The 23307-nt window shown below is 64.9% G+C and carries 15 protein-coding genes and 2 pseudogenes; 12 read left to right on the forward strand and 5 right to left on the reverse strand.

What is annotated here, in order from left to right; all coding sequences use genetic code 11:
• Nucleotides 1-19 precede the first annotated feature (19 nt).
• From D1F64_RS03500 to D1F64_RS03520, 5 genes and pseudogenes are all read left to right on the forward strand, one after another.
• Entirely contained in the window at nt 20-2176 is a 2157-nt protein-coding gene (locus D1F64_RS03500; RefSeq protein ID WP_117411290.1) for an SUMF1/EgtB/PvdO family nonheme iron enzyme, read from the forward strand.
• A 1019-nt stretch (nt 2177-3195) separates the two neighbouring features.
• Entirely contained in the window at nt 3196-4965 is a 1770-nt protein-coding gene (locus D1F64_RS03505) for an FAD-dependent oxidoreductase (RefSeq protein ID WP_248304602.1), read from the forward strand.
• A gap of 61 nt (nt 4966-5026) precedes the next feature.
• Nucleotides 5027-6804 (forward strand): annotated as a pseudogene (locus D1F64_RS03510) (thiamine pyrophosphate-binding protein).
• A 68-nt stretch (nt 6805-6872) separates the two neighbouring features.
• The gene (locus tag D1F64_RS03515; RefSeq protein WP_117414396.1) at nt 6873-7241 is read left to right on the forward strand and encodes a cupin domain-containing protein; all 369 of its coding nucleotides are present in this window, start codon (nt 6873-6875) and stop codon (nt 7239-7241) included.
• 179 nt (nt 7242-7420) lie between these two features.
• Nucleotides 7421-8110: an IclR family transcriptional regulator gene (locus D1F64_RS03520; protein WP_248304740.1), complete on the forward strand. Its 690-nt coding sequence runs from the start codon at nt 7421-7423 to the stop codon at nt 8108-8110.
• A 195-nt stretch (nt 8111-8305) separates the two neighbouring features.
• Here D1F64_RS03520 and D1F64_RS03525 read toward each other — a convergent pair whose 3' ends face one another.
• Together D1F64_RS03525 and D1F64_RS03530 are read right to left on the reverse strand one after the other, a co-directional pair.
• Complete coding sequence (locus D1F64_RS03525; protein WP_162901264.1) at nt 8306-9097, reverse strand: hypothetical protein; 792 nt, start codon at nt 9095-9097, stop codon at nt 8306-8308.
• Nucleotides 9098-9218: 121 nt separating this feature from the next.
• Nucleotides 9219-10649, reverse strand: coding sequence for a hypothetical protein (locus D1F64_RS03530; protein ID WP_117411294.1), 1431 nt, complete (start codon nt 10647-10649; stop codon nt 9219-9221).
• A gap of 471 nt (nt 10650-11120) precedes the next feature.
• Between D1F64_RS03530 and D1F64_RS03535 the strand changes: the two are divergent.
• Nucleotides 11121-12343 (forward strand): annotated as a pseudogene (locus D1F64_RS03535) (NAD(P)/FAD-dependent oxidoreductase).
• 21 nt (nt 12344-12364) lie between these two features.
• Here D1F64_RS03535 and D1F64_RS03540 read toward each other — a convergent pair.
• Together D1F64_RS03540 and D1F64_RS03545 are read right to left on the reverse strand one after the other, a co-directional pair.
• On the reverse strand, nt 12365-12814 hold the full coding sequence (locus D1F64_RS03540; RefSeq protein WP_117411295.1) for a YaiI/YqxD family protein: 450 nt from the start codon (nt 12812-12814) through the stop codon (nt 12365-12367).
• Between the two features lie 16 nt (nt 12815-12830).
• Nucleotides 12831-14648: an ATP-binding cassette domain-containing protein gene (locus D1F64_RS03545; RefSeq protein ID WP_117411296.1), complete on the reverse strand. Its 1818-nt coding sequence runs from the start codon at nt 14646-14648 to the stop codon at nt 12831-12833.
• Between the two features lie 574 nt (nt 14649-15222).
• Between D1F64_RS03545 and D1F64_RS03550 the strand changes: the two genes are divergently transcribed.
• The 4 genes from D1F64_RS03550 to D1F64_RS03565 all read left to right on the forward strand — a co-directional run bounded on the left by D1F64_RS03550 (nt 15223) and on the right by D1F64_RS03565 (nt 19146).
• Nucleotides 15223-15951 carry a GntR family transcriptional regulator gene (locus D1F64_RS03550; protein ID WP_117411297.1) on the forward strand — a complete coding sequence of 243 codons (729 nt, stop codon included), beginning with the start codon at nt 15223-15225 and terminating at the stop codon, nt 15949-15951.
• 107 nt (nt 15952-16058) lie between these two features.
• Nucleotides 16059-17075 carry an NAD(P)-dependent alcohol dehydrogenase gene (locus D1F64_RS03555; RefSeq protein WP_117411298.1) on the forward strand — a complete coding sequence of 339 codons (1017 nt, stop codon included), beginning with the start codon at nt 16059-16061 and terminating at the stop codon, nt 17073-17075.
• Nucleotides 17076-17191: 116 nt separating this feature from the next.
• Nucleotides 17192-17983: a TIM barrel protein gene (locus tag D1F64_RS03560; RefSeq protein ID WP_117414397.1), complete on the forward strand. Its 792-nt coding sequence runs from the start codon at nt 17192-17194 to the stop codon at nt 17981-17983.
• On the forward strand, nt 17980-19146 hold the full coding sequence (locus D1F64_RS03565) for an acetyl-CoA acetyltransferase (protein ID WP_117411299.1): 1167 nt from the start codon (nt 17980-17982) through the stop codon (nt 19144-19146). The genes D1F64_RS03560 and D1F64_RS03565 overlap by 4 nt, the downstream gene beginning before the upstream one ends.
• 77 nt (nt 19147-19223) lie before the next feature.
• Here the strand turns inward: D1F64_RS03565 and D1F64_RS03570 are convergent, their stop codons facing one another.
• Nucleotides 19224-21149 carry an alpha/beta hydrolase domain-containing protein gene (locus D1F64_RS03570; protein ID WP_117411300.1) on the reverse strand — a complete coding sequence of 642 codons (1926 nt, stop codon included), beginning with the start codon at nt 21147-21149 and terminating at the stop codon, nt 19224-19226.
• A 198-nt stretch (nt 21150-21347) separates the two neighbouring features.
• On the opposite strand from D1F64_RS03570, the gene D1F64_RS03575 reads away from it, so the two are divergent.
• Nucleotides 21348-21515: a hypothetical protein gene (locus D1F64_RS03575; RefSeq protein WP_162901265.1), complete on the forward strand. Its 168-nt coding sequence runs from the start codon at nt 21348-21350 to the stop codon at nt 21513-21515.
• Nucleotides 21516-21808: 293 nt separating this feature from the next.
• A complete protein-coding gene (cysG, locus tag D1F64_RS03580) occupies nt 21809-23302 on the forward strand; it encodes a siroheme synthase CysG (RefSeq protein ID WP_117411302.1) in 1494 nt (497 codons plus the stop codon).
• Nucleotides 23303-23307: the final 5 nt, after the last annotated feature.

Below are 23307 nucleotides of genomic sequence, written 5' to 3' on the forward strand. Positions count from 1 at the left end.
TAGCTTTGAGGCGTGACGCGTGGGCGAGAAGCATGCCCTTCTCATCGGAATGGATTTCTTTCAGGACGAGCGCTTGTCGCGGTTGCTCGCGCCGAAGGACGACGTCTATGCGCTGCGCGAGACGTTGTTGGCTTCAAAGATAGGTGCGTTCTCGTCCGCCGAGGTGCTGTTCAACAGCGAGCTCGTCGCGGTGCAGAGGGCTTTGCATCAGCTGTTCGATGAACGTGCCCCGGATGACCTGCTGTTTCTCTACTACACCGGCCACGGCCTGATCGACACGGACGGCGCTCTTCACCTGAGCTTACACAATTCCGACGCACGCACGCCCAGCATCGGTTCTCTTGAGGCTGAATTTGTTCGCAAGCGCATGCGGGCATCGCATGCCGAAGCGCAGATCGTTGTCCTCGATTGCTGCCACAGCGGCGCTTTCATGGGCGGCGCCAAACGCGGCGCGAATGAACCCGCGGTAACGGCACAGACGTTCGATACCGAAGGCAGGGGCCACTATATCTTGTCCGCCTGCACGGCGACGGAATTCGCTTTTGAAGCTGGCCAGTTGCGCGAGGGCGACCCGGACGCCCGGCCGCGCTCGATCTTTACCGAATGCTTCGTGCAAGGCCTGAAAACCGGGGACGCCGCGCCGCAGAGCGACACGATCACCATCGACGCGCTCTACCACTACACCCGGGCCCGGGTGCTCGAGCGCAACATGCCGATGGACCCGCAGCGCTGGATCTCCGGCGGCAGCGGCGAGCTGGTCGTCGCGCGGAACCCGGAGGTGCGGGTGCCGGTGCCGGACGAATTGCGCAAGGAACTGCTTGAAGGCAGCAAGTTCGGACGGTTGGGGGCGGTGGCCGAACTTCGGAAGATGCTGGACGCTGGCGAGGCGTCCTATACGGCGCGGCAGGCGCGGGAGATTCTGGAAGAAGGCCTGCGGGATCCGGAATGGGTCGAGGTGGAGAGGGCCATTCAGGCAGCCCTATGCGGGCACAATTCCACGCCATCGGTTAAGCTTGGGCCCGTTGAGCACGAAAAATCTCGGTCTCTCAATGCGTTACTGTGGGCTTCCGGTGGAGGTGCCGCGTGTCTTCTGCTGTTCGCCACTGCCGCGTTGATCTCATGGACGGATCTCCAGCGTCAGTTTTGGTCGGTAGTAGGAGCGAGCGCCGACGTTCGACGTACGGAATTGGACGCTAATGCTCCGCGCGAAGCTATTCGGATGCGGGCAGAGGAACTCCCACTCACAGTCGCTATACCAACTTCGGAACTTGCGAAAGTGCCAACGGTAACATTGTACCAAAGCTCTCAAGTGGGGCCCGACGGCAATACGCGCATTATCGCTTGGTCCGATCCGGCCACGCTTCCTGATCTGGCCGTTCTTCGAGAGCAGCTTCCGGACGGAACATATGCTCCGGAAATGATCGTGGTCCCAGTTGGCAACTTCATGATGGGATCGCCTCAGTCGGAGGATCAGCGCAGCGATGACGAAGACGACACGCCCGGTCCCGGGGGCTCACAGGTCAAGGTGACGTTTACTCAACGTTTCGCGATCGGTAAGACGGAGGTGACCTTCGCGCAATGGGACGCTTGCGTTGCCGATGGTGGCTGCAATATGGATGCGGCAGACGACGTGTGGGGTCGGGGCGATCAACCGGTGATCAAGGTTTCCTGGGAAGACGCACAATCCTATGTGGCATGGCTGAACAAGAAACTGGTTGGGGACGAGAACGGCCCCTACGGACTGCCATCGGAAGCACAGTGGGAATATGCGGCACGGGCCCGGACGACGACACCGTTCTGGATCGGGAAAACGATTTCGACGGAGCAGGCGAACTACAATGGAGACGATGTTTATGGCGATGGTGCCAAAGGCGAATACCGGAAAAAGACAATCCCGGTCGGCAGCCTGAATGCGCCCAATCCTTGGGGATTGCACGACGTTCACGGCAACGTCTGGGAATGGGTGCAGGACGTTTACATCGACAGTTACGCCGGACTACCAACGGATGGCACGCCGCGCCTTCTCTCATCGAAAGACGCGGCTTCGGCCGATCGGGTTCTCCGCGGCGGTTCCTCGAATTTCGATCCGGGGGGCCTTCGCTCCGCGAATCGCCTCTGGCTCCAGCCGGTCATCCGGAGCGAAAACCTCGGCTTCCGCCTCTCCAGGACGATTTAATCTTGTTTCTTTACATCGTCTCTTCGGGGGTCCGGGGGCGGAGCCCCAGCGGGTCGTCGCTCTCTCAGCATTGTTGAAAACCGTCCATTTCTAGGCGTCGCCTTCCGGTAAGGTGAAAGCGGGAAGGGAGCGCTTTCTTGGTGGGCTCAACGTAATCAAGGATCTTCCTCCGCTTACACACGCCAGTGTCGCGCACTTGTATTTCGAAAGCATCCTTCCTTCTAAGATCCGAAAAGGGGAGCGCCGATACACGCGCTACCAACTGAACCTGGCCGGAGAAACAGAAGGATGGAATCCGCCAACGACCCGGTTAAACAGCGGATCGCGGCGGCACTGGAAGGGGCGGGGTTCACGCCGAATAGCTCAACGCCTTCAATATTGCATAAGGCGCCACTGGGGGCGGGTGCGGGGCGCTAATGCATTGATATTTTTAAATTGATTTGTCCCTCCCCGGTGCACCATTATCTCAATTAAATCATTGGATTGATTGCCTTTCAGGCAAGGGCGCGGGGCGCTTTTGGCACTGCTGCGGGCAAACGGCTTGCTGTGGTTCGTGTTGTTTGCCGCGCTGGTCTGAATTTTTCACGGCACATTTACAAGCGCGCAAAGGGCGCGATACGCAATCTCACGGCCGGCCTTGCCCGGCTCCAGGAGCACGCGCGTCAAGTGCGTGGCGGCCGGAGCCGTGTTGACACCATTGATTTCCCCGACCCTTCCGGCCGGCAACGTGGCGACTCCACCAAACGGGCGGGCGCGGCGACTTTCGGCGAAGGCCGCCGAGAACCATGCGCGCCACCGCCCTGTGTGTCTCGACCCGGCCCGGCCGCTCTGTTCAAATACGCTCCAACTTCCTGCAATCACAAGCAAAGTCGGCCGATGCCGGCGGGATCACGTGCGCGTTGCGCGCGGCGGGTCTCCGCGCGGCTTTTCATGAGTGCGAGCCGAATTATTTGACATTACAAAAATCCAGTTCATATTGACAAAAATAATTCGACCCTGCGGTTGGGAGGCATGCAGACGTGCACGGAGCAGACGATCAGGCACCGGCCACGCCGGGAACGGGCACGGCAGCCCCGGCGGAAACGCCCGGTGTGGATGCCTATGACCTGATCGTCGTCGGCAGCGGCGCAGGCGGCCTGACCGCGGCGCTCACGGCATCGCTTCTGGGGCTGCGCGCTCTCGTGCTCGAGCATGCGCCCGTCATCGGCGGCACCAGCGCGCGGTCTTCCGGCACGGTCTGGGTGCCTGACAATCATCACATGCGCGACGCTGGCATCCATGACGATGCGGCCGAATCCGAACGCTACCTTTCAGCGCTTGTCGGAAACCGGGGCGATACCCGGCTCTGGCGCGCCTTCATCGAAACCGCGCCCGCCATGCTGCGTGATCTGGAGGTTCGCGGAGGCTTGCGCTTCAAGCCCTTCATGAGCGCGCCGGACTACCGGCAGGATGTTTCCGGTGCGGCGCGCGGCGGCCGCCCGCTGGAGCCACAAGCCTTCGACGGGCGCCTGCTGGGAGATGATTTTTCCCGTCTCGCCAGCCCGTTGCCGGAACTGATGCTGTTCGGTGGCATGATGGTCACCCGAGGCGAGGGCGCGGCGTTGTTGCGCGCGGATCGCTCCCCGCGCTCCGCGTGGCTGGGCCTGCGGCTGGTTGCGCGCTACCTGGTCGATCGCCTGAAACACCGCCGCGGGACCCGATTGGTTCTTGGAAACGCGTTGGTTGCCCGCCTCATGATGGCGCTCAAGGATCGCGGCGTGAGCATCTGGACCGATGTCCGGCCCCGACGCCTTGTCGAGGAAGGCGGACGCATCGTCGCCATCGATGTGGAACGGGGTGGCCACGCGGTTCGGCTGAATACCCGGCGCGGCGTTGTGCTGGCGGGCGGCGGCTTTCCGGCAAGCCCGGTCATGCGGGCGCAGCACCTGCCCAAGCCGACGCCGGAGCACACGCCCGCGGCCCCGGGGTGTGACGGCAGCTCGATCGCGCTCGGCATGGCTGCGGGAGGCGCGCTGGGCCCGGACGGGCTGGACAACGCGCAGTGGTTCCCCAGTTCCCTTTATCGGCGCAAGGACGGCAGCACGGCGGTTTACCCGCACATCGTGCTCGATCGCGCCAAGCCCGGGCTGATCGCGGTGGACAGCGCCGGCAGGCGCTTCGTCAACGAGGCCGTCTCCTATCACGAGTTCTGCCGCGGCATGTATGGCGCCCATGGCGAGACCCCGTGCATTCCCGCGTGGCTGGTGTGCGACCGCGGCTTCATCCGCCGCTACGGCCTGGGCGTCATCCGCCCCCGCACGCCGTCGCTGCGCCGCTATGTGGCCGAAGGCTACCTGCTTGAAGGGGCGTCGCTCTCCGCGCTGGCGCAAAAGATCGGCGTTCCCGCCGATACGCTGGGCGCGACCGTGGAACGCTTCAACGGCTTCGCGAGAACCGGCGTGGACGCGGATTTTCGTCGGGGCGAGACGATCTACGAGCGCGGCAACGGCGATCCGGCGCACGGACCGAACCCCTGCCTGGGACCGATCGCCAAGCCGCCGTTCTATGCGGTCGCCGTCTATCCCACGCCGCTGGGCACCAGCCGAGGACTGATGGCCGACCCGAAGGCGCGGGTGCTGCGGGCCTCGGGCGACGTGATCCCCGGGCTCTATGTGTGCGGCAACGACATGCAGTCGGCTTTCGGCGGCGAATACCCCGGCGCGGGCGGACAACTGGGGCAGGCCATGACTTTCGGCTGGATCGCGGCGCAGCACACAACCGAAACCACACGGGACCGGGCATCCGCCTGACTGCGGCGCATTCACTTTGAAATCGGGCCCGACCAGAGGCCCCAACGGGACAAGAGACACGATGGTTCAGAAAAAAGGCGGCGATCTCATCGCGGAATTCCTGGTCAAGGAAGAGATCCCCTATGTGTTCGGCATCTGCGGCCACGGCAACGTCGGGTTGCTGGATTCGCTCTATGACGTGAAGGACGAGGTCAAGCTGGTCTCCCCGCGCCATGAGCAGACGGCGGCGCATATGGCGGACGGCTTCTTCCGCGTCAGCCACAAGCCAGCGGCGACCCTGACGTCGACCGGCCCGGGTTCGGCCAACCTGATCATGGGGCTGGCGGTCGCCCAGACGGATTCCTCCGCCATCTTCTCGATCACCGCCAACGTGCCGACCTCGCAGTTCAACCGTGGTCCGTTCCAGGAGCTCAACCAGCACCACCAGGCGGATTTCAACAACGTCATCAAGCCGGTGGTCAAGCGCAGCTTCCAGCCCACCCGGGTCGAGATGCTGCCGCTCGCCATGCGTCAGGCCGCGCAGACCATGACCAGCGGCCGTCCGGGCCCGGTCAATCTCGACGTGCCCTACAATCTGTTCATGGAAAGCGCCGACGTGACCGAGGAACCGGTGTGGAACGGCTTTTTGAGCCGCCGCTCCGGCGCCAGCCAGGACGATGTCCGCAAGACGGTCGACTGGCTGCTTGCGGCGGAGCGTCCGGTGATCTTCATCGGTCATGGCGTGACGCTCTCGGAAGCCTCGGAGGAACTGGTCGCGCTGGCCCGGCGCCTGTCGATCCCGGTGATCAGCTCGCCCAACGGCATGGGCTGCATCGACATGAGCGACCCGCTGTCGCTCGGCTTCATCGGCCGTAACGGCGCTTATCAGTCCAACCAGGCCGGCCGTCACACCGATCTGGTGCTGGCCATCGGCGCGCGTTTCGATGATCGCTCGGCCTCGTCGTGGAAACCGGGCTACTCGTGGAATTTCCCCTCGACCAAGCTCATCCATGTGGACGTGGATCACGCGGAAATAGGCCGCAACTACTGCCCCGATCTCGGCATTCTCGCCGATGCGAAGGCGTTTTTGCGGCAGATCATGTCCGAGCTTGATGCGCGCAACATTGATGGCGCGCCGCGGCTCGCGAGCTGGCATGCGGACATCAAGGGCTGGAAGGCGGAGTGGGACGCCTTCGTCAAGCCGGGCTTCGAGACCCATTCCTCGCCGATCCGTCCCGAGAGGATTGTTGCCGATTGCCGCAAGGTGCTGCCCGACGACGCGATCATCTCGCTGGACTCCGGCATTCACCACAACTGGTTCATGCAGTTCTGGGAGGCGCGTCAGCCGCGCACCATGCTCAACACCTGGGGCTATTCGGGCATGGGGTTCGGGCCCAGCTCGATCCTCGGCGCCAAGCTCGCCGCCCCGACAAGGTCTGTGTCTCCATCTGCGGCGACGGTGGCTTCACCATGGTGCCGCACGTGCTGTGCACGGCGGTGGAATACAACATCCCGGTCGTGTGGGTGGTGTGGAACAATTTCGCCTGGGGCGCGATCCGCGACCTGCAGTACGCCTATTTCGACGGCCGCGAATACGGCACCGCCTTCTACCAGGGCGACAACCAGAAGCCCTACAACCCGGATTTCGCCGCCTGGGCCAAGGCGGCGGGCGTCGACGGCTACACCGTCACCCGCTCGCAGGATTTCGCCGGTGTTCTGCAGCAGGCCGTCGCCTCGAACCGTCCCGCGCTGATCGACGTGCATGTGGATGCCGACATCCGCCCGCCGGCAACCGGCGCCTGGGAACTGCCGCCGATCCCGCCGAAGGAACCGGCGTTCGGCGGCCCGTGGCGGCCCTGAGCGGTCCGCGCCAAGATCCCTGATACCAACAACGCAGTCGCGTGATGAACACGCATTCGGAGAAAACCATGAGCGACGACTACAAGGCTTCGATCCGCAACATCGCCGAAGAGCCCTGGCAGCAGTTCCCGGGTCACTTCGGCGGCGCCCTGTCGAAGGCGCTGGTGCACCCGGAAACCACCGGGTCGCGCCAGCTCGACTACCGGATTTCCACATATCAGCCGATGGCTTATGTCGAGAACCATGTGCACAAGGTGCAAGAGCAGGTCTATCATGTGCTCGATGGAGAGGGCTTGATGGATATCGACGGAGTGAGCCGCGTGGTGCGCAAGCACGACGTGATCTTCCTGCCGCCCGGCATCTGGCACTCGATACAGAACACCGGGCTGGGCGATCTCACGTTCATCGTGGTCACCACGCCGATCAAGGACGAATAGGAGCGCTCCGGCGCGCGGGCCATGGCACTTGAACAGGCTGACAAGCCGAAAGCGGCGAGGAAGGTGGGGCGGCCGAAATCAGCCGCTCCGGCGGGGATGCACCGGTAAGCGGCGGCGGCATCCAGTCCCTGGAGCGCGCCGCCGCGATTCTCGATGCGGTCGCCGAACATCCCAAGGGCATCACGCTCGCGGAGTTGAGCGTGCGGCTCGGCCTGCACACATCCACAGCCTTTCATCTGATCCGCACGCTGGTCAATCTCGGTTTTCTGAGCCAGTCGGCCGAGACCAAGAAGTACAGCATCGGCGCGCATCTGTTCGCGCTGGCGGCCGGGGCGCTTGACGAAAGCGCGCTGCTGGCTCTGGCGACGCCGGTGCTGGAGATGCTGAGCGAGGAAACCGGCGAAGCGTCGCATCTGGCGGTTCGCGCGCATCACGAAATCACCGTTGTGGCCCGCACCGAGGCGACCGGGATGCTGCAGCTGTCCGGCCGCGCCGGCGCCACGCGCCCCGCGCACGCCACCGCAATCGGCAAGCTGCTGTTCGCCTTCATGCAGCCCGAGGAGCGCGAACGCGCGCTCGCATCCCTGAACCTGCGCGCCTTCACGCCGCATACGATCACCGATCTGGATGCCTTGCGGCGCGAACTCGACGAGATTGCCCGGACCGGGCTCGCCCATGACAGGCGTGAATTCGACGCGGACGTTCGCTGCATCGCCGTGCCTGTGCGCGACTTCACCGGCCGCTGCGCCGGTGCGATCGGCATTTCAGGACCGGTCTGGCGTCTGTCGGATACGGTAATCGAAGCGCATGCATCCGTGCTGCGCAGGTGCGCGGAAACGCTGTCCGTGCAGTTGGGATTTCGCGGTTGAGGCGCGGTTTATGGAAAAGGGGCGCCCCGGCAGACTAGGGAGTTGAAAAGGTCTTGGTGATGAAAAAGGGTGCCGGGGACGCCTGAGACATACTTTAGTACGCAACGTTGCGGATGGATGTGACAATAATCACAATTTGGCGCTCTGTTACCAAGGTTGAAATGTACATACGACTTTCCGGCTGCGTGCCACGAGTCATTTTGGGTCGGCTTCGTTGTTCCCTCGGTCCTCTGTCTCCTCGGCGGTCCGCGGATTCGCATCCACGATGACCGGGCTGGTTTCCCACGTGTTGACGAAGGACACGCAATCGAAATCACCGCTGCCGCGCAGGTCGGCGAAGGCATCCGAATTGCGGCTGTAGCCGGCTTGCCAGGGTGTCGCGAGCCGGCGCTGCAAATCGCCGGCATGGAGGATCGATACCGGTGCCTCCTCCGGCCCCTCGAAGCCGACAAGGCCGGATACGGGATGCACGAAGGTTCGGGACGTCTGTGTGAGCACGGCCCATTGAAAGGCGTTTCCGCGTCGCTCCACCCGGTCGGACATGAACGCCCCGCCGGTATAGGCATTGAGCGCGGCGGTGACCGCCGCCTGCCCGCGTGGCTGCAGCAGATCCTCGTGCATCAGCAGAATCCGGGTCGGCAGGCCGGATTGCATGCTGCGGATGGCGTCGGCCGCTTCCTCCGCGATGTTGCGGTCGGCACCCGTCCAGCTGTGGAAGCGGAAGTCATGGTCGGTTTCCGCCACCGTCAGGGCGCACAGAACAATGGCTTCTCCAGCGATATCGGCCTGCGTCAACCCGCCGGGGCCGCAGCGCTCATCGTTCGGGCTCTCCGGGTCCGGCGGCGATCTCTCCATCGGGTTTCGCGGTTCGAGGGCGCGCAGATAAGGCAGATCCGGGCGGCCGCCCAGGCGCCGGGCGGTCGTGTCGTGAAACTCGAACACCAGGCCGGGGAAGAAATGATCGTCGAGAACGCGCTCGTCGAACAATTGCCCGGCAACCTGTCCGCTCACCGGGCCCGCCGCGCAGGAATGCGGCAGGCTGCTCGGTGGGTTTCCCGAGATGGAAAGCTCCGCATGCATCGGCGATGGCTGATCGGGATACCGCGGGTTACGCGTCATGCCGCGTCTCTCCCATCGCGCGGGCGGATGCCAGGGAGGCACTCTCCAGCCGCTTGATCCAGAGTTCCAGCAGGTCGTATTGCCATCGGGTGAGATGCATCGGCGTTGTGTTTGATCCCGGCAAGGTCACCGGAATCTTGTTGAAGCTGTTGCCATACGCCGGCTGGCCGGTCACCTCGTTTGGCGGCGCATTGACCAGGCTCTTGAAGTCGCGGGGCGCCATGTCCTGCCCGGCTCGCGCGTCATGCATGAAGAAGCCTTCGAACAGGGCCTGAATTTCCTCGGTGATGGCCGCCGTCAGGGCCGTGCCCGGTTCGCCGTCGGCGCCATGGCAGCGGCGCAGCAAGGTCCGGTCGGCCTGATACGCCCTGTCGCGCAGCAGATCGGCAAGCGACAAGGCCGGGCGTTGATCCGGGCAAAAATCGGGAGGACCAACCAGAACACGGGCGCAGACGCGATGCGCCTTGCCGCCGTAGTCGAAGGAGCATCCGATGACCCCGTCGGACATGTCGTCCAGCAATCCCAGCCTGCGCGCGTGGAGATGGCCCGTGGGCGCATCGGCATCCACCAGGCCGCCGACCAATGATCCGGCGCCGGATCGCGCCGCATCGTCTTCGGGCATCTCAAGCCGCCCTCCGCACCAGTGGGATTGCGGGTTGAGGATCAGGAAACGCTCGCGCATGCCCTCCCTCAGAATGGCCAGATGGCGCCATGCGGGCGCCGGATGAAGGCCCGTCTTGTCGCTTTCATGCCTTTCCAGCCGGCTGGCGAGATCGCTCGGCCCGTACGTGTGACCCGGCGGCGGAGAAAACCGCGCGCGAAACCCGAATTCGGAATGTGGCCGCGCGGCGCGCAGCGATCCAAGCAGGATCGGCTTGTCCGCGCTCACCAGCGGCGGCTCGGCGTTGGTGCCATCCTGCGACCAGCCTGGCACGGAATGCGGCCGGGTGTTGTTCGGTTCGATGGCAATCCGCCCGGATCGTACGATGTCGCCCCGGCTTCGCGTCACCGCCCAGGCGCGGCGGTTGCCAAGCTCGATATCCCATCCCACGCCGCCGTGGCCGGACGGAAAGTCTCCGGGACGCACAGGCCGCCGCCGCCGCGTGCCGTCGGAGTCCACCTCCTCGCACCATAATTCGAACCAGGGGCAGACGGGCCGGAAGGCGAGTTTTCCGTCCTTGTTCAGCGCCTTGAACCGCACGGCCCGCGGCATGTAGCTGAACAGCGTACCGTCTTCGTCCATATCCAGCGTCAGCGCCGGTTTGATCTCGGTGCTGCCGGGAGCCACGGCATGCCGATGCCCCACTCCCTGTGTGTTGCGATGAAGGGAGAAATTGTCCAGCGGCGTGCGTCCACTGCCAACCCGCGCAACGGCAAGCGGCGGGCCGATGAAAAAGCACGCGATTGTGCTCCGTGTCATACCATTCCTTCGGATCCGGTCAGGTGCTCCAGGTCTCTTGGTGCAAGCATCAGGCTCCTTCGAACAGCCGGGTCCCGCCGGAGGAAAACATCCGCTCAGCCGATTCGCCGCAATCGGTCCGTCCAGCCGCCTCGCAATCCTGAATGCGGCCGTGCTGCACCTGAAATCCGCAGCCTCGCGCCAACTATCGGACCCGCGCCGGAACGCGTATGTGGTAAATCTCACAATTCTCCGGTGATGGCGTGCGGTCATACGGCGGGCGGCGAAGGGAGCCGTCCGGTGCAATCCTTTGCATCGTCATGGCGGCAGAGCGCATGCTTTTGGTGGCCGTTTCGCGCACCGGGTGCTATGCGCCGTTACCACCCGTGAACGCGGGCGGGGCAAGCGCTGCTTGCGACGCGTGATCTGCAGTTCCTGCGGGAAACCGGCCGCCTGGATGCCATCCGCAGCGGTGTGTCATGGAGAACGACAATGGGCCATTTCGACGCCATCGTGCTGGGCGCGGGCGCAGCCGGGCTGATGTGCGCGATCAAGGCGGGCAAGCGGGGGCGGTCCGTTCTGGTGCTGGATCACGCAAAAAAGCCGGCGGAAAAGATTCGTATTTCCGGTGGAGGGCGCTGCAACTTCACCAACGTCAACACCCGGCGCGAGGCGTTCTTGTCCGCCAATCCGCGTTTCTGTGTGTCCGCGCTGAAGGGCTACACGCAGCATGATTTCATCGCGCTGGTGAACCGCTATTCCATCGCGTTTCATGAAAAGGCGCTGGGGCAGCTTTTTTGCGACGGCTCCGCGCTCCAGGTCATCGCCATGCTGCTCGACGAATGCAACGCCGCCGGGGTCCGCATCCAGCTGTCGACGACAATAGGCGCGGTCGAGAAGAGCGATGGCGGCTTTCGGATCGCGACCGACAAGGGGGCGCTGACCTGCGCGAATCTCGTCGTGGCGACGGGCGGCAAGTCGATCCCGAAAATGGGGCGACAGGATTTGCCTATGATCTGGCGCGGCAGTTCGGTCTGAACGTGCTGCCGACCCGGGCGGGCCTCGTGCCGCTGATGTTCCAGGGCGGCCTGTTGGAGATGACCAGCGACCTCTCCGGCGTCTCGGTCGATGCGCGCGTCGCCATCGGCAAGACAGGATTTGACGAGGCGCTTCTGTTCACCCACCGCGGCTTGTCAGGACCGTCGATCCTGCAGATCTCGTCCTATTGGCGCGAGGGGCAGGAGGTGCGGATCGATCTCGCGCCGCGCAGGGACGTCTTTGACGAGCTGAAAGCGGCGCGCGGCGCCAATGGCCGGCAGGAGCTTCACACGGTCCTGAGCGCCGTGCTGCCGCGCCGGCTGGCGGAACGGGTGGCGCTCGACAGCGGCTTGGGCAGGCCCGCGGAGGCCGGCGCTCCCGGTGCGGCGAAAAGCGTGCCCATTCGCATGGCGGATCTCTCGGACAAGAAGCTGAAAGCCGTCGCGGATGCGGTCAACGCCTGGCGCGTGCTGCCCAGCGGCACGGAAGGTTACCGCACGGCGGAGGTGACGCTTGGTGGGGTCGACACCGCCGGCCTGTCCTCGAAGACCATGCAGGCGAAGGATGTGCCGGGGCTGTATTTCATCGGCGAATGCGTCGACGTGACCGGCCATCTTGGAGGCTACAATTTCCAGTGGGCCTGGTCGTCGGGCGCGGCCGCCGGGCGGAGTCTTTGAAGCCGGCGTTCCGGCAACGGGTTATCCCCGTTTGGCCGCCTGCACCATGTTTTCCAGCGCGCTGAGGAAGCGCGAGCGGTCCTGACGGGTGAAGCCGCGGTTGCCGCCCATCATCTCGCCGCTGTCGCGCAACTGCTGGTGCAACTCGCGCATGGCCAGCGCCATGCCGATGCTGTCCTCGGTGAAGGGCTTGCCGGTGGGGCCGAGAACCCGCGCGGCCTTTTCCATGCATCGGGCGGCCAGCGGAATGTCGGTGGTGATGGCGACGTCGGCGCCGGCAATGTGTTCGACGATCCAGTCGTCGGCCATGTCGGGGCCGTCGGGCACGATGACGCGTTTCACCAGGGGGCTGTCGTCGAGCCGCATCCACTGGTTGGAGACGAAATGCATCACCAGCCCGTGCCGTTCGCCGACGCGCACGACTTCATCCTTGACCGGGCAGGCGTCCGCATCGACGAAGATCTCGGTCATGGGCGGCGCAGCGAGATCACGCTGATCCCTCCAGTTCCTCGCGCAGCATTTCCAGCTCCAGCCAGCGTTCCTCGGTCGCCGCGAGCTCGGCCGCGCGCGCTTCCAGATCGCTGGAAAGCTTGGCAAATCTTTCCGGATCGCGCGCGTAGAAACCCGGGTCGGCCAGCGTCTTCTGGTGCCGGGCAATCTCGGTGGAGAGCTCTTCCATGCGCTTGGGCAGGGTCTTCAGCGCATGGCTGTCCTTGAAGGACAGCTTTTGCTTGTCCGGCTTGGGGGGCGCCTTGTCGTTGCCCTGCTTCTTCGCGGGCTTTCCCGCGGGCTCGCCAGCGTCGCGCGCGGTGACGCCGGAGCCGCGCTGGGCGACCATGTCGGAGTATCCGCCGGCGTATTCGATCCAGCGCCCGTCGCCGTCGCCGGCCAGCACGGAGGTCGCGGTGCGGTCGAGGAAATCGCGGTCATGGCTGACCAGAATGACCGTGCCGGGATAATTGGCGATGGTCTCCTGCAGCAGATCCAGCGTCTCGAGATCAAGATCGTTGGTCGGCTCGTCGAGCACCAGCAGGTTTGAAGGCTGCGCCAGCGCCCGCGCCAGCATCAGCCGTCCGCGTTCCCCGCCCGACAGCGCGCTGATCGGCGTGCGGGCCTGTTCGGGCGCGAACAGGAAATCCTTCATGTAGGCGATGACGTGCTTCTGCTGGCCGGCGACCTCCACCATGTCGCCGCGTCCGTCGGTCAGCGCCTCGCTGAGCGTCCACTGGGGATCGAGGCTGGCGCGGCGCTGGTCGAGCGACACCATCGCGAGATTGGTACCGAGCTTGACGGTTCCCGCGTCTGGCTCGAGATCGCCCGTCAGCAGGCGCAGCAGTGTCGTCTTGCCGGCGCCGTTGGGTCCGACGATGCCAAGCCGGTCGCCGCGCTGGATGATCATCGACAGGTCCTCGACGATCGGCCGACCGTCATAGGCCTTCGACACGGCCTTGGTCTTGGCCACGAGCCGTCCCGAGGTTGCGCCTTCCGAGACCGTCATCTTGACGCTGCCGGTCACCTTGCGCTGGTCGCGGCGCTCGTTGCGCAGGTCCTGCAGGGCGCGCATGCGGCCCTGGTTGCGCTTGCGCCGCGCGGTGACGCCGTAGCGCACCCAGTGCTCCTCGGCGACGATCTTGCGGTCGAGCTTGTGACGGTCGAGCTCTTCCTGCTCCAGCACCTCGTCGCGCCAGGCTTCGAAGTGCGCGAAACTCTTGTCCATGCGCCTTGTGACGCCGCGCTCCAGCCAGACGGTTGTCTTGGAGAGGGTTTCCAGGAAACGCCGATCATGGCTGATCAGCACCAGCGCGCTGCGCATGCCGCGCAACTCGTTTTCCAGCCATTCGATGGCGGGAAGGTCCAGGTGGTTGGTCGGCTCGTCCAGCAGCAGGATGTCCGGATCCGGCGCCATGGCGCGCGCCAGCGCCGCGCGCCGCGCCTCGCCGCCCGACAGGGTCGCGGGATCCTCGGTTCCCGACAGGCCGAGCTCTCCGAGCAGATAGGCCGCGCGGTAGTGGTCGTCGCCCGGCATCATGCCGTCTTCCACATAGGACAGCACCGTGTCGAAGCCCTCGAGATCGGGTTCCTGCGGCAGGTAGCGGATGGTCGTACCGGGTTGAACGAAGCGTTTTCCGCGGTCCGGCTCGACGAGGCCGGCGGCGATTTTCAGGAATGTCGATTTTCCCGAGCCGTTGCGCCCGACGAGGCAAAGCCGTTCGTTGGCCGACACGGACAATTCGGCGCTCTCCAGCAGCGCGGTGCCGCCGAATGTCAGGCCGATGGTCTGCAGGGTGAGAAGGGGTGGCGCCATGGCATCGGGATGTAGCCGCAGCGCTGCCGGATCGCAAGGCCGCTGCGGCGCCGGCGGCCAGATTCTTTTCCTCAAGGGGCGGGCCGCGGCGGGGCGATACCGCGAGCCGTTTGGCCCTCGCATCCCGGTACACGGCCATCGTGTCGGCCGGGGTGGAGACGGGTGGTTGAGAGTGCCGGAAGAGCGCTCAGCAGGTTACGGCGGCCATGCAACGGGAGGTGGGCGGTATCGGGATGCACAGTTGCATTGTGGACACAGGGATGCACTCACAGTCGCGTGCGTTAAAGGTAGGTTTGTTACCTTGTATCAAATGTCGATAAAACCGTTCATAGTTTCGCAGGCGCTTCCGTGTGTAATGGACTTCTGACGGACCGTGTATCAGTGGTTTTGCGAGACGTTATGGGTCAATACCGGGTCGAATTTGCGTTGGTAACCGTGTCAAGTAACCCGATATGGGGGTGCCGTGGACGCCGCATGGGCGGACACCTTGGCCTCGCGCTGGTCGCATGTCGCGATGCGCACGAGGTTTCCAGAGACAAACAGCGGCTCAATCGTTTTGAAGATGTGAACATTTATGCAGGGTAAGGACCCGAAATATCGCTTCGTCGCCGACACGATAGCCCGCCATGTTCATGACGGCTCCTATCCAGTCGGCACCCTATTGCCGACCGAAACAGAACTGGCCGCGCGTTTCGGGATGAGCCGTCATACGATACGGCACGCGCTGCGCGAGTTACGCGCGCGCCGTTTGATTGTTTCACGGCAGGGACGCGGCAGTGAGGTAACGGCCACCGTTCCAGTGGACGCCGACGGCGAAACGCTGCATCGCCTCAGCGCGTTTCTGGCATCGCCATGCAACTGGAACTTGCATGTGAAAACCACACGGCCGATTGCCGCCAGCGACCAGCTTGCGCAGTGGCTGGAGTGCGACCCGGGAACCCGTCTGATCGAGGTGCACGGGCACTTCGCCTGTCCCGACGAGGAGGCGCGTCAGGACCTGGCGCCCGCCACGCTCTATGCCGGTGTGGCCCATACAGGTTTCTTTTCGGGACTTGCGCGTGCGATTCATTCCGTCCCGCTGACACTTGCCGAGGCATACGGCATGCAGAACGGCAATGCGGCGCAGGAAATCACCATGGATGCGCACAAGGACGCCAACGGCGCGAACGGGTCCCTCGCCGGGACGGTGATCATCCGCCGGCGATGCTACACGTCCGATGGCAAGCTGTTCCTGTACATCCGCACCAGTTGCCCTCCGGGCGCCTTTTCCATCCTTTCGCACAGAAACGGGAACGGGCGGTGAAGGCGCGCCGCATTCGCGCGGCGCCTTCCCGACCGTTTCGTGCCGCGCCGGGGCTTGTGCCGGGGTGACGAGCTGTGGTTCGTATCCTTCTGTGATGGGGAGATCGGATGCGCAAACTTGTCCTGGAAAACACATTTGGTTTTGATGGCCTGTCGCTTGTCGCGTGCGACGAGCCGGCGCCCGGACACGGTCAGGTCTGCGTGCGCGTCGGCGCCGTATCGCTGAACTATCGTGATCTCCTGTTCGTCGAGGGAAGCTACAATCCAAGGGCGAGGCTGCCGGCGGTGCCGGTCTCCGATTGCGCGGGCGTGGTGACGTCCGTCGGCCCCGGCGTTGTGGACCTCAAGCCCGGAGACCGGGTCGTCAATCTCTTCATGGAGAACTGGGCGGGCGGGACCGCGGCGCCGGGCTTGCTCAGCGGCAGCCGTGGCGGAGGCGACAAGGAGGGCGTGGCGGCCGAATTCGTATGCTTTGACGAATCGGCACTGTTGCCGGTGCCGGATCACCTGAGTCTGGCCGAAGCCGCGTGTCTGCCCTGCGCGGCGATCACCGCCTGGAGCGCGGTTGCGGACGCGGAGACCGTCAAACCGGGCGCGGCGGTGCTGGTGCAGGGGTCCGGCGGGGTGGCGCTCTTCGCGCTGCAGTTCGCCAGGATCATGGGCGCCCGTACGGTTCTGGTGTCTTCATCGAACGAGAAGCTGGAGAGCGTTGCGCATCTGCAGCCCGACCACGTGATCAACTACCAGGAGACTCCGGCCTGGGCGAAGCCGGCGCGCGCGGCGCTGGCGCCCGACGGGTTCGATCTGGTGGTCGAAATCGGCGGCGCCGCCACGCTGGAGCAATCGTTGCGCGCCGTGCGCGTCGGCGGCACGGTTGCGATGATCGGGGTCGTTTCGGGCGCCACGGCACCCTTGAACCTGCCGTTGGCGGTGATGCGCCAGGTGCGGCTGCAAGGCGTGACGGTCGGATCGCGCGCCGCGATGGCCGACATGCTGCGCGCCATCGAGGTCCATGGTCTGCGCCCGCATATCCATGCGATCGTGCCTCTTGAGGACCATCGCCAGGCCTTCGCGTTGATGAAAGCGGGCGGCCATACGGGCAAGATCGTCATGTCGTTGGAATAAGCGGCCAGGACGGCGCGCGGGAAACAGTTGTCTGCGCTGAGGAATGCTGGTTGGCTTGAACCTCCACGCGCGATTCCTAGGTGTCGCCAGTCGCGTCCGTCTTGTCCGGAGCCTTCATGCTTGTCGCCAATATTGCGTTTCTGTTCACCGAGGTGCCGTTTCTCGAGCGCTTTGATGCGGCGCGCCGGGCCGGCTTCGACGCGGTCGAGTGTCACTGGCCCTACGAGCACACGCATGCGGACCTGCGCGCGGCCATTGCCGACAGCGGGTTGCCATTGCGCGGACTGAACACCTGGCCCGGCAGCAGCGCGGCCGGGGAATTCGGCCTTGCCGCTGTCGAGGGTCGCGGGGCGGATTTTACCCAGACCCTGGAGCAGGCGCTGGACTATGCCGGAGCGCTTAACATTCCGATGGTGCACGTGATGGCGGGCGTGCCGCAAGACCCCGCCCGCGCCGAGCCGCTGTTCATCGACAATCTACGGATTGCGGCGCGCCGCGCGGCTGCGCTCAAGGTCACGCTGCTGATCGAACCGATCAATGGGCGCGACGTGCCTGGCTACGCGCTCACCCACACCGATCAGGCGGCGCGGATCATCAATGCCGTGGGCGCGGAGAACGTGATGATGATGTTCGACGCCTATCATGTGCAGATCACCGAGGGCGATGTGACCCGGCGGTTCGCGAAACACCAGCCCCTCATCGGCCATGTGCAGATCGCCGCCGTTCCAGATCGCGGCGAACCCGATGACGGCGAGCTTTGCTATCCCTATCTGTTTCGGGAACTGGATCGGCTGGGCTATGCTGGCGCCATCGCCGCCGAGTACCGCCCGCGCGGCCGCACCGAGGACGGCTTGGCATGGATGGCCGGTCTTCGTGCCGAAAGAGAATTGATGGGAGAACGTGCATGAGTGCTGCAATCGTCGGCTGGTCGCATCTGCCTTTCGGCAGGCACGCGGAGGAAACGGTCGAGAGCCTGATCGTCAAGGCGGCGAGCGCCGCCATCGCCGACGCAGGCATCGCGCCGGGCGATGTCGACGAGATCGTGCTGGGGCATTTCAACGCCGGGTTCTCGGCGCAGGATTTCACCGCCGCTTTGGTGCTGCAGGCGGACGATGCGCTGCGTTTCAAGCCGGCGACACGGGTCGAGAATGCCTGCGCCACCGGCTCCGCCGCCGTCCATCAGGGGGTGAAATCGATTGCGGCCAAGACCGCGCGCGTCGTCCTTGTCGTCGGCGTCGAGCAGATGACCACGACGCCGGGTCCGGAAATTGGAAAGAACCTGCTGAAGGCCTCCTATCTGCCGGAAGATGGGGAAATTCCCGCCGGTTTCGCCGGCGTCTTCGGCAAGATCGCCCAGAGCTATTTCCAGAAATACGGCGATCAGTCTGATGCGCTGGCCGCGATCGCCGCGAAGAACCACGCCAACGGCGTCAAGAACCCTTTCGCGCAGATGCGCAAGGACCTGGGCTACGATTTCTGCCGCATGGAGAGCGAGAAAAATCCTTTTGTCGCCGGTCCCTTGAAGCGCACCGACTGCTCGCTGGTCTCCGACGGCGCTGCCGCGCTGGTGCTCACCGACATGCAGACCGCCATGGGCATGAAGAAGGCCATCGGCTTTCGCGCAACCGCGCACGCGCAGGATTTCCTGCCCATGTCCAAGCGCGACATTCTGAAGTTCGAGGGCTGTTCTGTGGCCTGGGCGCGCGCGCTGCAATCGGCCGGCATCACGCTGGATGATCTGTCGTTCGTGGAAACCCACGACTGTTTCACGATCGCCGAGCTGATCGAATACGAGGCCATGGGCCTGACCCCGGAAGGCCAGGGCGCCATCGCGCTGAAGGAAGGATGGACCCGGCCCGACGGCAAGCTGCCGGTCAATGTCTCCGGCGGGCTGAAGGCCAAGGGGCACCCGATCGGCGCCACCGGCGTCTCCATGCACGTGATCACCGCCATGCAGCTCGCGGGCGAGGCCGGCGACATGCAGTTGAGCAGCCCCGAGCTCGGCGGCATCTTCAACATGGGCGGCGCTGCGGTCGCCAATTACGTCTCGGTGCTGCAGGCGCTGAAGTAGGCTGCGGACAGGTTTGAATCGATGACGCCCGCCGGGGATGCCGGCGGGCGTTTTGTTGTCCCGGCCGATGCCGGGGGTTACGGCAGCATGGTGGCGTCCGTGGTGGCGCGCTCGAGCACGTAGCCGACGTCGTCGGCGAGCATCAACCGGTCTGCGACAAGTCCGTCTGCGGCTGCCTTGACCGCGTCGACATAGGCCGCCTTGTTCGCATAGCGCGCCGCGATCGGCGTGCGGCTATCGTTGTCGCTGGCCTCATTCGGGAACGGCTGGTAGCTGCCGGTCAGGCTGCAGAGTTCGCCCTCACTGTAGCCGGCCTTGCGCAGGTTCCAGCCGGCGTAGGTGCCCAGCGGCGCGGCCACGAACGGCAGGCGCACACCGCCAAGCGGGATTCCGTCCCGGTCAACCGAAGGCACGTAGGCCGGATAGGCCTGGCCGCGCAGCGGCGGTTGCGTGGAATGGTTCATCACCCGCAGTTCGTTGAACGTCGGCTCGGCGACAGTGCCGCTGATCTTCGGCAGCTTCAGATCCGCCAGCGCGACCAGTGTCTCGTCGGTGAGGCTCGGATAGCGGCTGGCCGGCGGCTCGATGCCATCGGCCACCCAGCTCTCCATGGCCGCATAGAGCGCGCGCATTACCGGAGCGGCGCTGAGCGGATTGGTCGGGTTGGCGCAGACCGCGTCTTCCTTGGATTGTGCCGTCCAGCTGTTGAAGTGCGGCGCGCCGGCAATGAAATACAGCCGGACGTCGTCGGGCATGGTCAGTGGCCGCCCCTCGGGCGATGTCGTCAGCAGGTAGGCGCGGGCCTGCCAGAACTCGGTCGAGGTGTCCGTCTGTATGATCTTCGGACAGGTGTCGCTCGCTCTGCAGGCGGCGAGCACGCTGTCGCGGCGGTTTGTCAGCGGATCGGTCGTCTCGGCGTAGGTGAACGGGAACTGATCGCCCGGATAGTCGTGGTCCTCGTGCTGGCGGGAATAGCGGCCCGGCTGCGCGAAGCGGTAGTTGGTGAAGGTCTTGCGGGAGCCGGCGATGTGGGCCATGGCCCCGTCGAACACACGCTGGCCGCTCTCGTCGGCGTTGAAACCCTGATAGATCAGATCGCGCAGGAAGCGGCCGGACTGCGAAATGCCCATCGCCACGGTGTGGTCGATGCCGCCGAGCGGATTGGTGGCGTCGTGGCCAGGGTTGCCGCGCAGAAACGAGACCAGATCGCGGGTCGCGGCGAAGGCGAGGCCAGCGGGCACCGAGTCCTTGGCCGGATAGATGAATTCATAAATCGCGCCGGCATCGGCGGTAGCCGGACGGGTGATCTCGATTTCTGTCGGGCTGAGATACTTGAAGCTCAAACCGTCCGGCGTCTGCGGCGCGTCGGCCTCTTTCGCGCGCACGGTTAGCGTCGCCATTGCGGGATCGATGTCGGCCGCCGGATAGGCCAGTTTGGTTGTGCCGGTCTCACCGGGCTTGTCGAAGATGACCTGTTCGCGCGATCGGCCGGTGACGCCCTCCAGTATCGGAAGGTGCAGATTGATGGCGCTGTCTGGCAGATCCGCCTGCCAACCGCTCCAAACCACCGTGTCGCCGCGCTTCATGAGAAAGCCGTCGCCGGCATCCTTTGCGGCCGCGGGAATGCCTGTGGATCCCGACCGGTTGAGCAGCATGAAGCTCAGGTTGCGCCCGCGATTGGGTACCTCGTAAAACAGCAGGGACGACCGATTGGCCGTTTCCGCCGGCCTCAGGATCGAGACCTCGGTGCTGAAGACGACCTCTCCCTTGTCATTGCGCGGTGCCTTGCCGATATCGACAATCGCGGCGTTCCCGGGCTCCGAAGGATCAACTGCGAAGGTCGCGACGGCATCGATCCGTTCGTAGCTGCCGGCGGTGCCGAACGTGGTTCCGTCAAAGGCCGCTTCCGACGACTGGATCTTGAAGTCGACAACGCGCGCGAACGCGGTTCCCGACAGCAGGACAGCTGTCAGCAGGCTGATCGCGATGGTTGTTTTTTTCATGAATCTGTTCCCTCCAAATAGCCCGGTTCAACCCGGCTTGCATTATCGTGAGCATCTATTGCGTACGAAGTCAATTTTCTTGTATACAAAACATCAATTCGAAGGGTGAGATGCGCCCCGCACTGCGGCGCGATCCGGGTGCCGGCGGAAAGTACCGGGGCCGGTGGGATGGTGCCCGACTGTCACCGGATCACCGTCATGGAGTCCGCGGGTGAGGCCGGCGGCATGCAGTCGAGCGGCCCCGATCTGGGCGGCATCTTCAACATGGGCAGTGCTGCGGTCGCCAACACAATCTCGGTGCTGCAGGCGCTGAAGCAGGCCAGTCCAACCAGCGGACGTTCCGGCGAGGCTCGCTCAACCGTCTGACGCCTTGCTCCTCGCTTTTGACGCACCTGCGTCGTGCCGCCGCCGGTTCCCGAACTGCTGTGCCGCCCGGCTTTCCTCCGCTTCGCCGATCATGTGACACGCGCGCGCCTCCCCGACTTGCCGGCCCGATCCCGTGCCGAAAAGGCGCGGGATTTCGAGGTTTTGGCGTGTGAGTGCGCACGGACGGATGGTTTTTCTCCAATTGCCGCGAAACTTGAAATCCGATGCCCGGCGTTTTGACCGCCGCCGTACTACCTGTTGGAGCGTAGTTTTGAAAAGGCGGAGTACGCCCGATGAGCAGGCAACCGGCACACTATCGAGACGCGGCCACCACGGCCAAGGCGGCGCAGAACCGCAAGCTCGACGTCTTCCCGGCCTTTCACAAGGTCGCGGGCCGGCGGGTGCTGATCGTCGGCGGCGGCGAGGAAGCGGCCGCCAAGCTTCGGCTGCTGTCGGAGACCAACGCGGATCTGGTGGTGGTCGCGCCTCATGTAGAGCCGGGACTGGCTGCCGATATCCGCGCGCGCGGCGCCTCGCACATCGCCGTGCCGTTCGACCCGGTCCATCTCGAGGGCGCGGCGCTTGTCTTTTCCGCGCAGGAGGACGAGGCGAAGGATCGCGCCGTTGTCGAGGCCGCGCGTGCCGCGGGCATTCCCGTCAACGCCGTCGACCGCCCCGAGCTTTGCGATTTCTACACAGGCGCGCTGGTCAACCGCGCGCCTGTCGCGGTGGCCGTCACCTCCACCGGTGTCGGGCCCGTGCTGTCGCGCCATATCCGCGCGCGCATCGAGGCGATGCTGCCCAGTGCGACAGGCGATCTGGCGCATCTGGCCGAAAGCCTTCGTGACGCCGTGTCGAGCGTGATCACCGATGCTCCCGCGCGCCGCCGGTTCTGGGCGTCGTTCTTTTCCGGCTCCGTCGCCGACAACATGCACGCCGGCCGTCCCGACCGGGCCCGGTCCGATGCCCAGCGCCTGTTGAACGGCGCGCGGGACGAGGACGGCTACGTCTGGATCGTCGGCGCCGGTCCGGGCGCGGAAGACCTGTTGACCCTGCGCGCCCAGCGGGTGCTGCAGGAAGCCGACATCATCGTGCATGATCAACTGGTACCCGACGCCGTTGTCGCCATGGGCCGGCGGGACGCCGAGCGTCTGTGCGTCGGCAAGGCCAAGGGCGCGCATTCGTACACACAGAGCGAAATCAACGACATTCTTGTGCGCGAGGCGCGCGCGGGCCGCCGCGTGGTGCGCCTGAAATCCGGCGATCCGATGATTTTCGGCCGCGCCGGCGAGGAAATCGCGGCCCTTCGCGGGGCCTCGATTGCCTATGAGATCGTGCCGGGCATCACCGCGGCGCTCGCCGCCGCGGCCTCCGCCGAAATTCCGCTGACCCTGCGCGGCGTCGCTTCGTCGGTGGTCTTCGCCACCGGTCACGACCAGGCGGGCGAAACGCTGCCTGGCTGGGCGCAACTGGCGCTGACCGGATCCACCGTGGCCGTCTACATGGGCCGCAGCGTGGCCGCCAAGGTCGCCACCCGGCTCATCAAAGCGGGTCTGTCGCCGCAGACGCCGGTGGCCGCGATCGAGAACGCCGCACGGACTGACGAGACCGTCTATGCCGGCGTTCTGCGTGATCTTGAGGGACTCGCTGCGCGTGACGATGTCTCTGGCCCGGTTCTGATCGTTATCGGCGAGGTCGTGGCCGAAGCCGCTCTTCGCAATGCCAAACCGTTTTTCGCGCAGACCTCCGGGGCGATCGCCTCCCGGTCCGTCTCCGTCGCCGCATGAGGAAG

Source organism: Breoghania sp. L-A4, from assembly GCF_003432385.1.
In the GTDB taxonomy this organism is placed as follows: domain Bacteria; phylum Pseudomonadota; class Alphaproteobacteria; order Rhizobiales; family Stappiaceae; genus Breoghania.

Coding starts and splice junctions, on each gene's coding strand:
- D1F64_RS03515 (WP_117414396.1), top strand. CDS start 6,873: ATGAGCGACGACTACAAGGCTTCGATCCGCAACATCGCCGAAGAGCCC.
- D1F64_RS03530 (WP_117411294.1), bottom strand. CDS start 10,649: ATGACACGGAGCACAATCGCGTGCTTTTTCATCGGCCCGCCGCTTGCC.
- D1F64_RS03540 (WP_117411295.1), bottom strand. CDS start 12,814: ATGACCGAGATCTTCGTCGATGCGGACGCCTGCCCGGTCAAGGATGAA.
- D1F64_RS03545 (WP_117411296.1), bottom strand. CDS start 14,648: ATGGCGCCACCCCTTCTCACCCTGCAGACCATCGGCCTGACATTCGGC.
- D1F64_RS03550 (WP_117411297.1), top strand. CDS start 15,223: ATGCAGGGTAAGGACCCGAAATATCGCTTCGTCGCCGACACGATAGCC.
- D1F64_RS03555 (WP_117411298.1), top strand. CDS start 16,059: ATGCGCAAACTTGTCCTGGAAAACACATTTGGTTTTGATGGCCTGTCG.
- D1F64_RS03560 (WP_117414397.1), top strand. CDS start 17,192: ATGCTTGTCGCCAATATTGCGTTTCTGTTCACCGAGGTGCCGTTTCTC.
- D1F64_RS03565 (WP_117411299.1), top strand. CDS start 17,980: ATGAGTGCTGCAATCGTCGGCTGGTCGCATCTGCCTTTCGGCAGGCAC.
- D1F64_RS03570 (WP_117411300.1), bottom strand. CDS start 21,149: ATGAAAAAAACAACCATCGCGATCAGCCTGCTGACAGCTGTCCTGCTG.
- D1F64_RS03575 (WP_162901265.1), top strand. CDS start 21,348: ATGGAGTCCGCGGGTGAGGCCGGCGGCATGCAGTCGAGCGGCCCCGAT.
- cysG (WP_117411302.1), top strand. CDS start 21,809: ATGAGCAGGCAACCGGCACACTATCGAGACGCGGCCACCACGGCCAAG.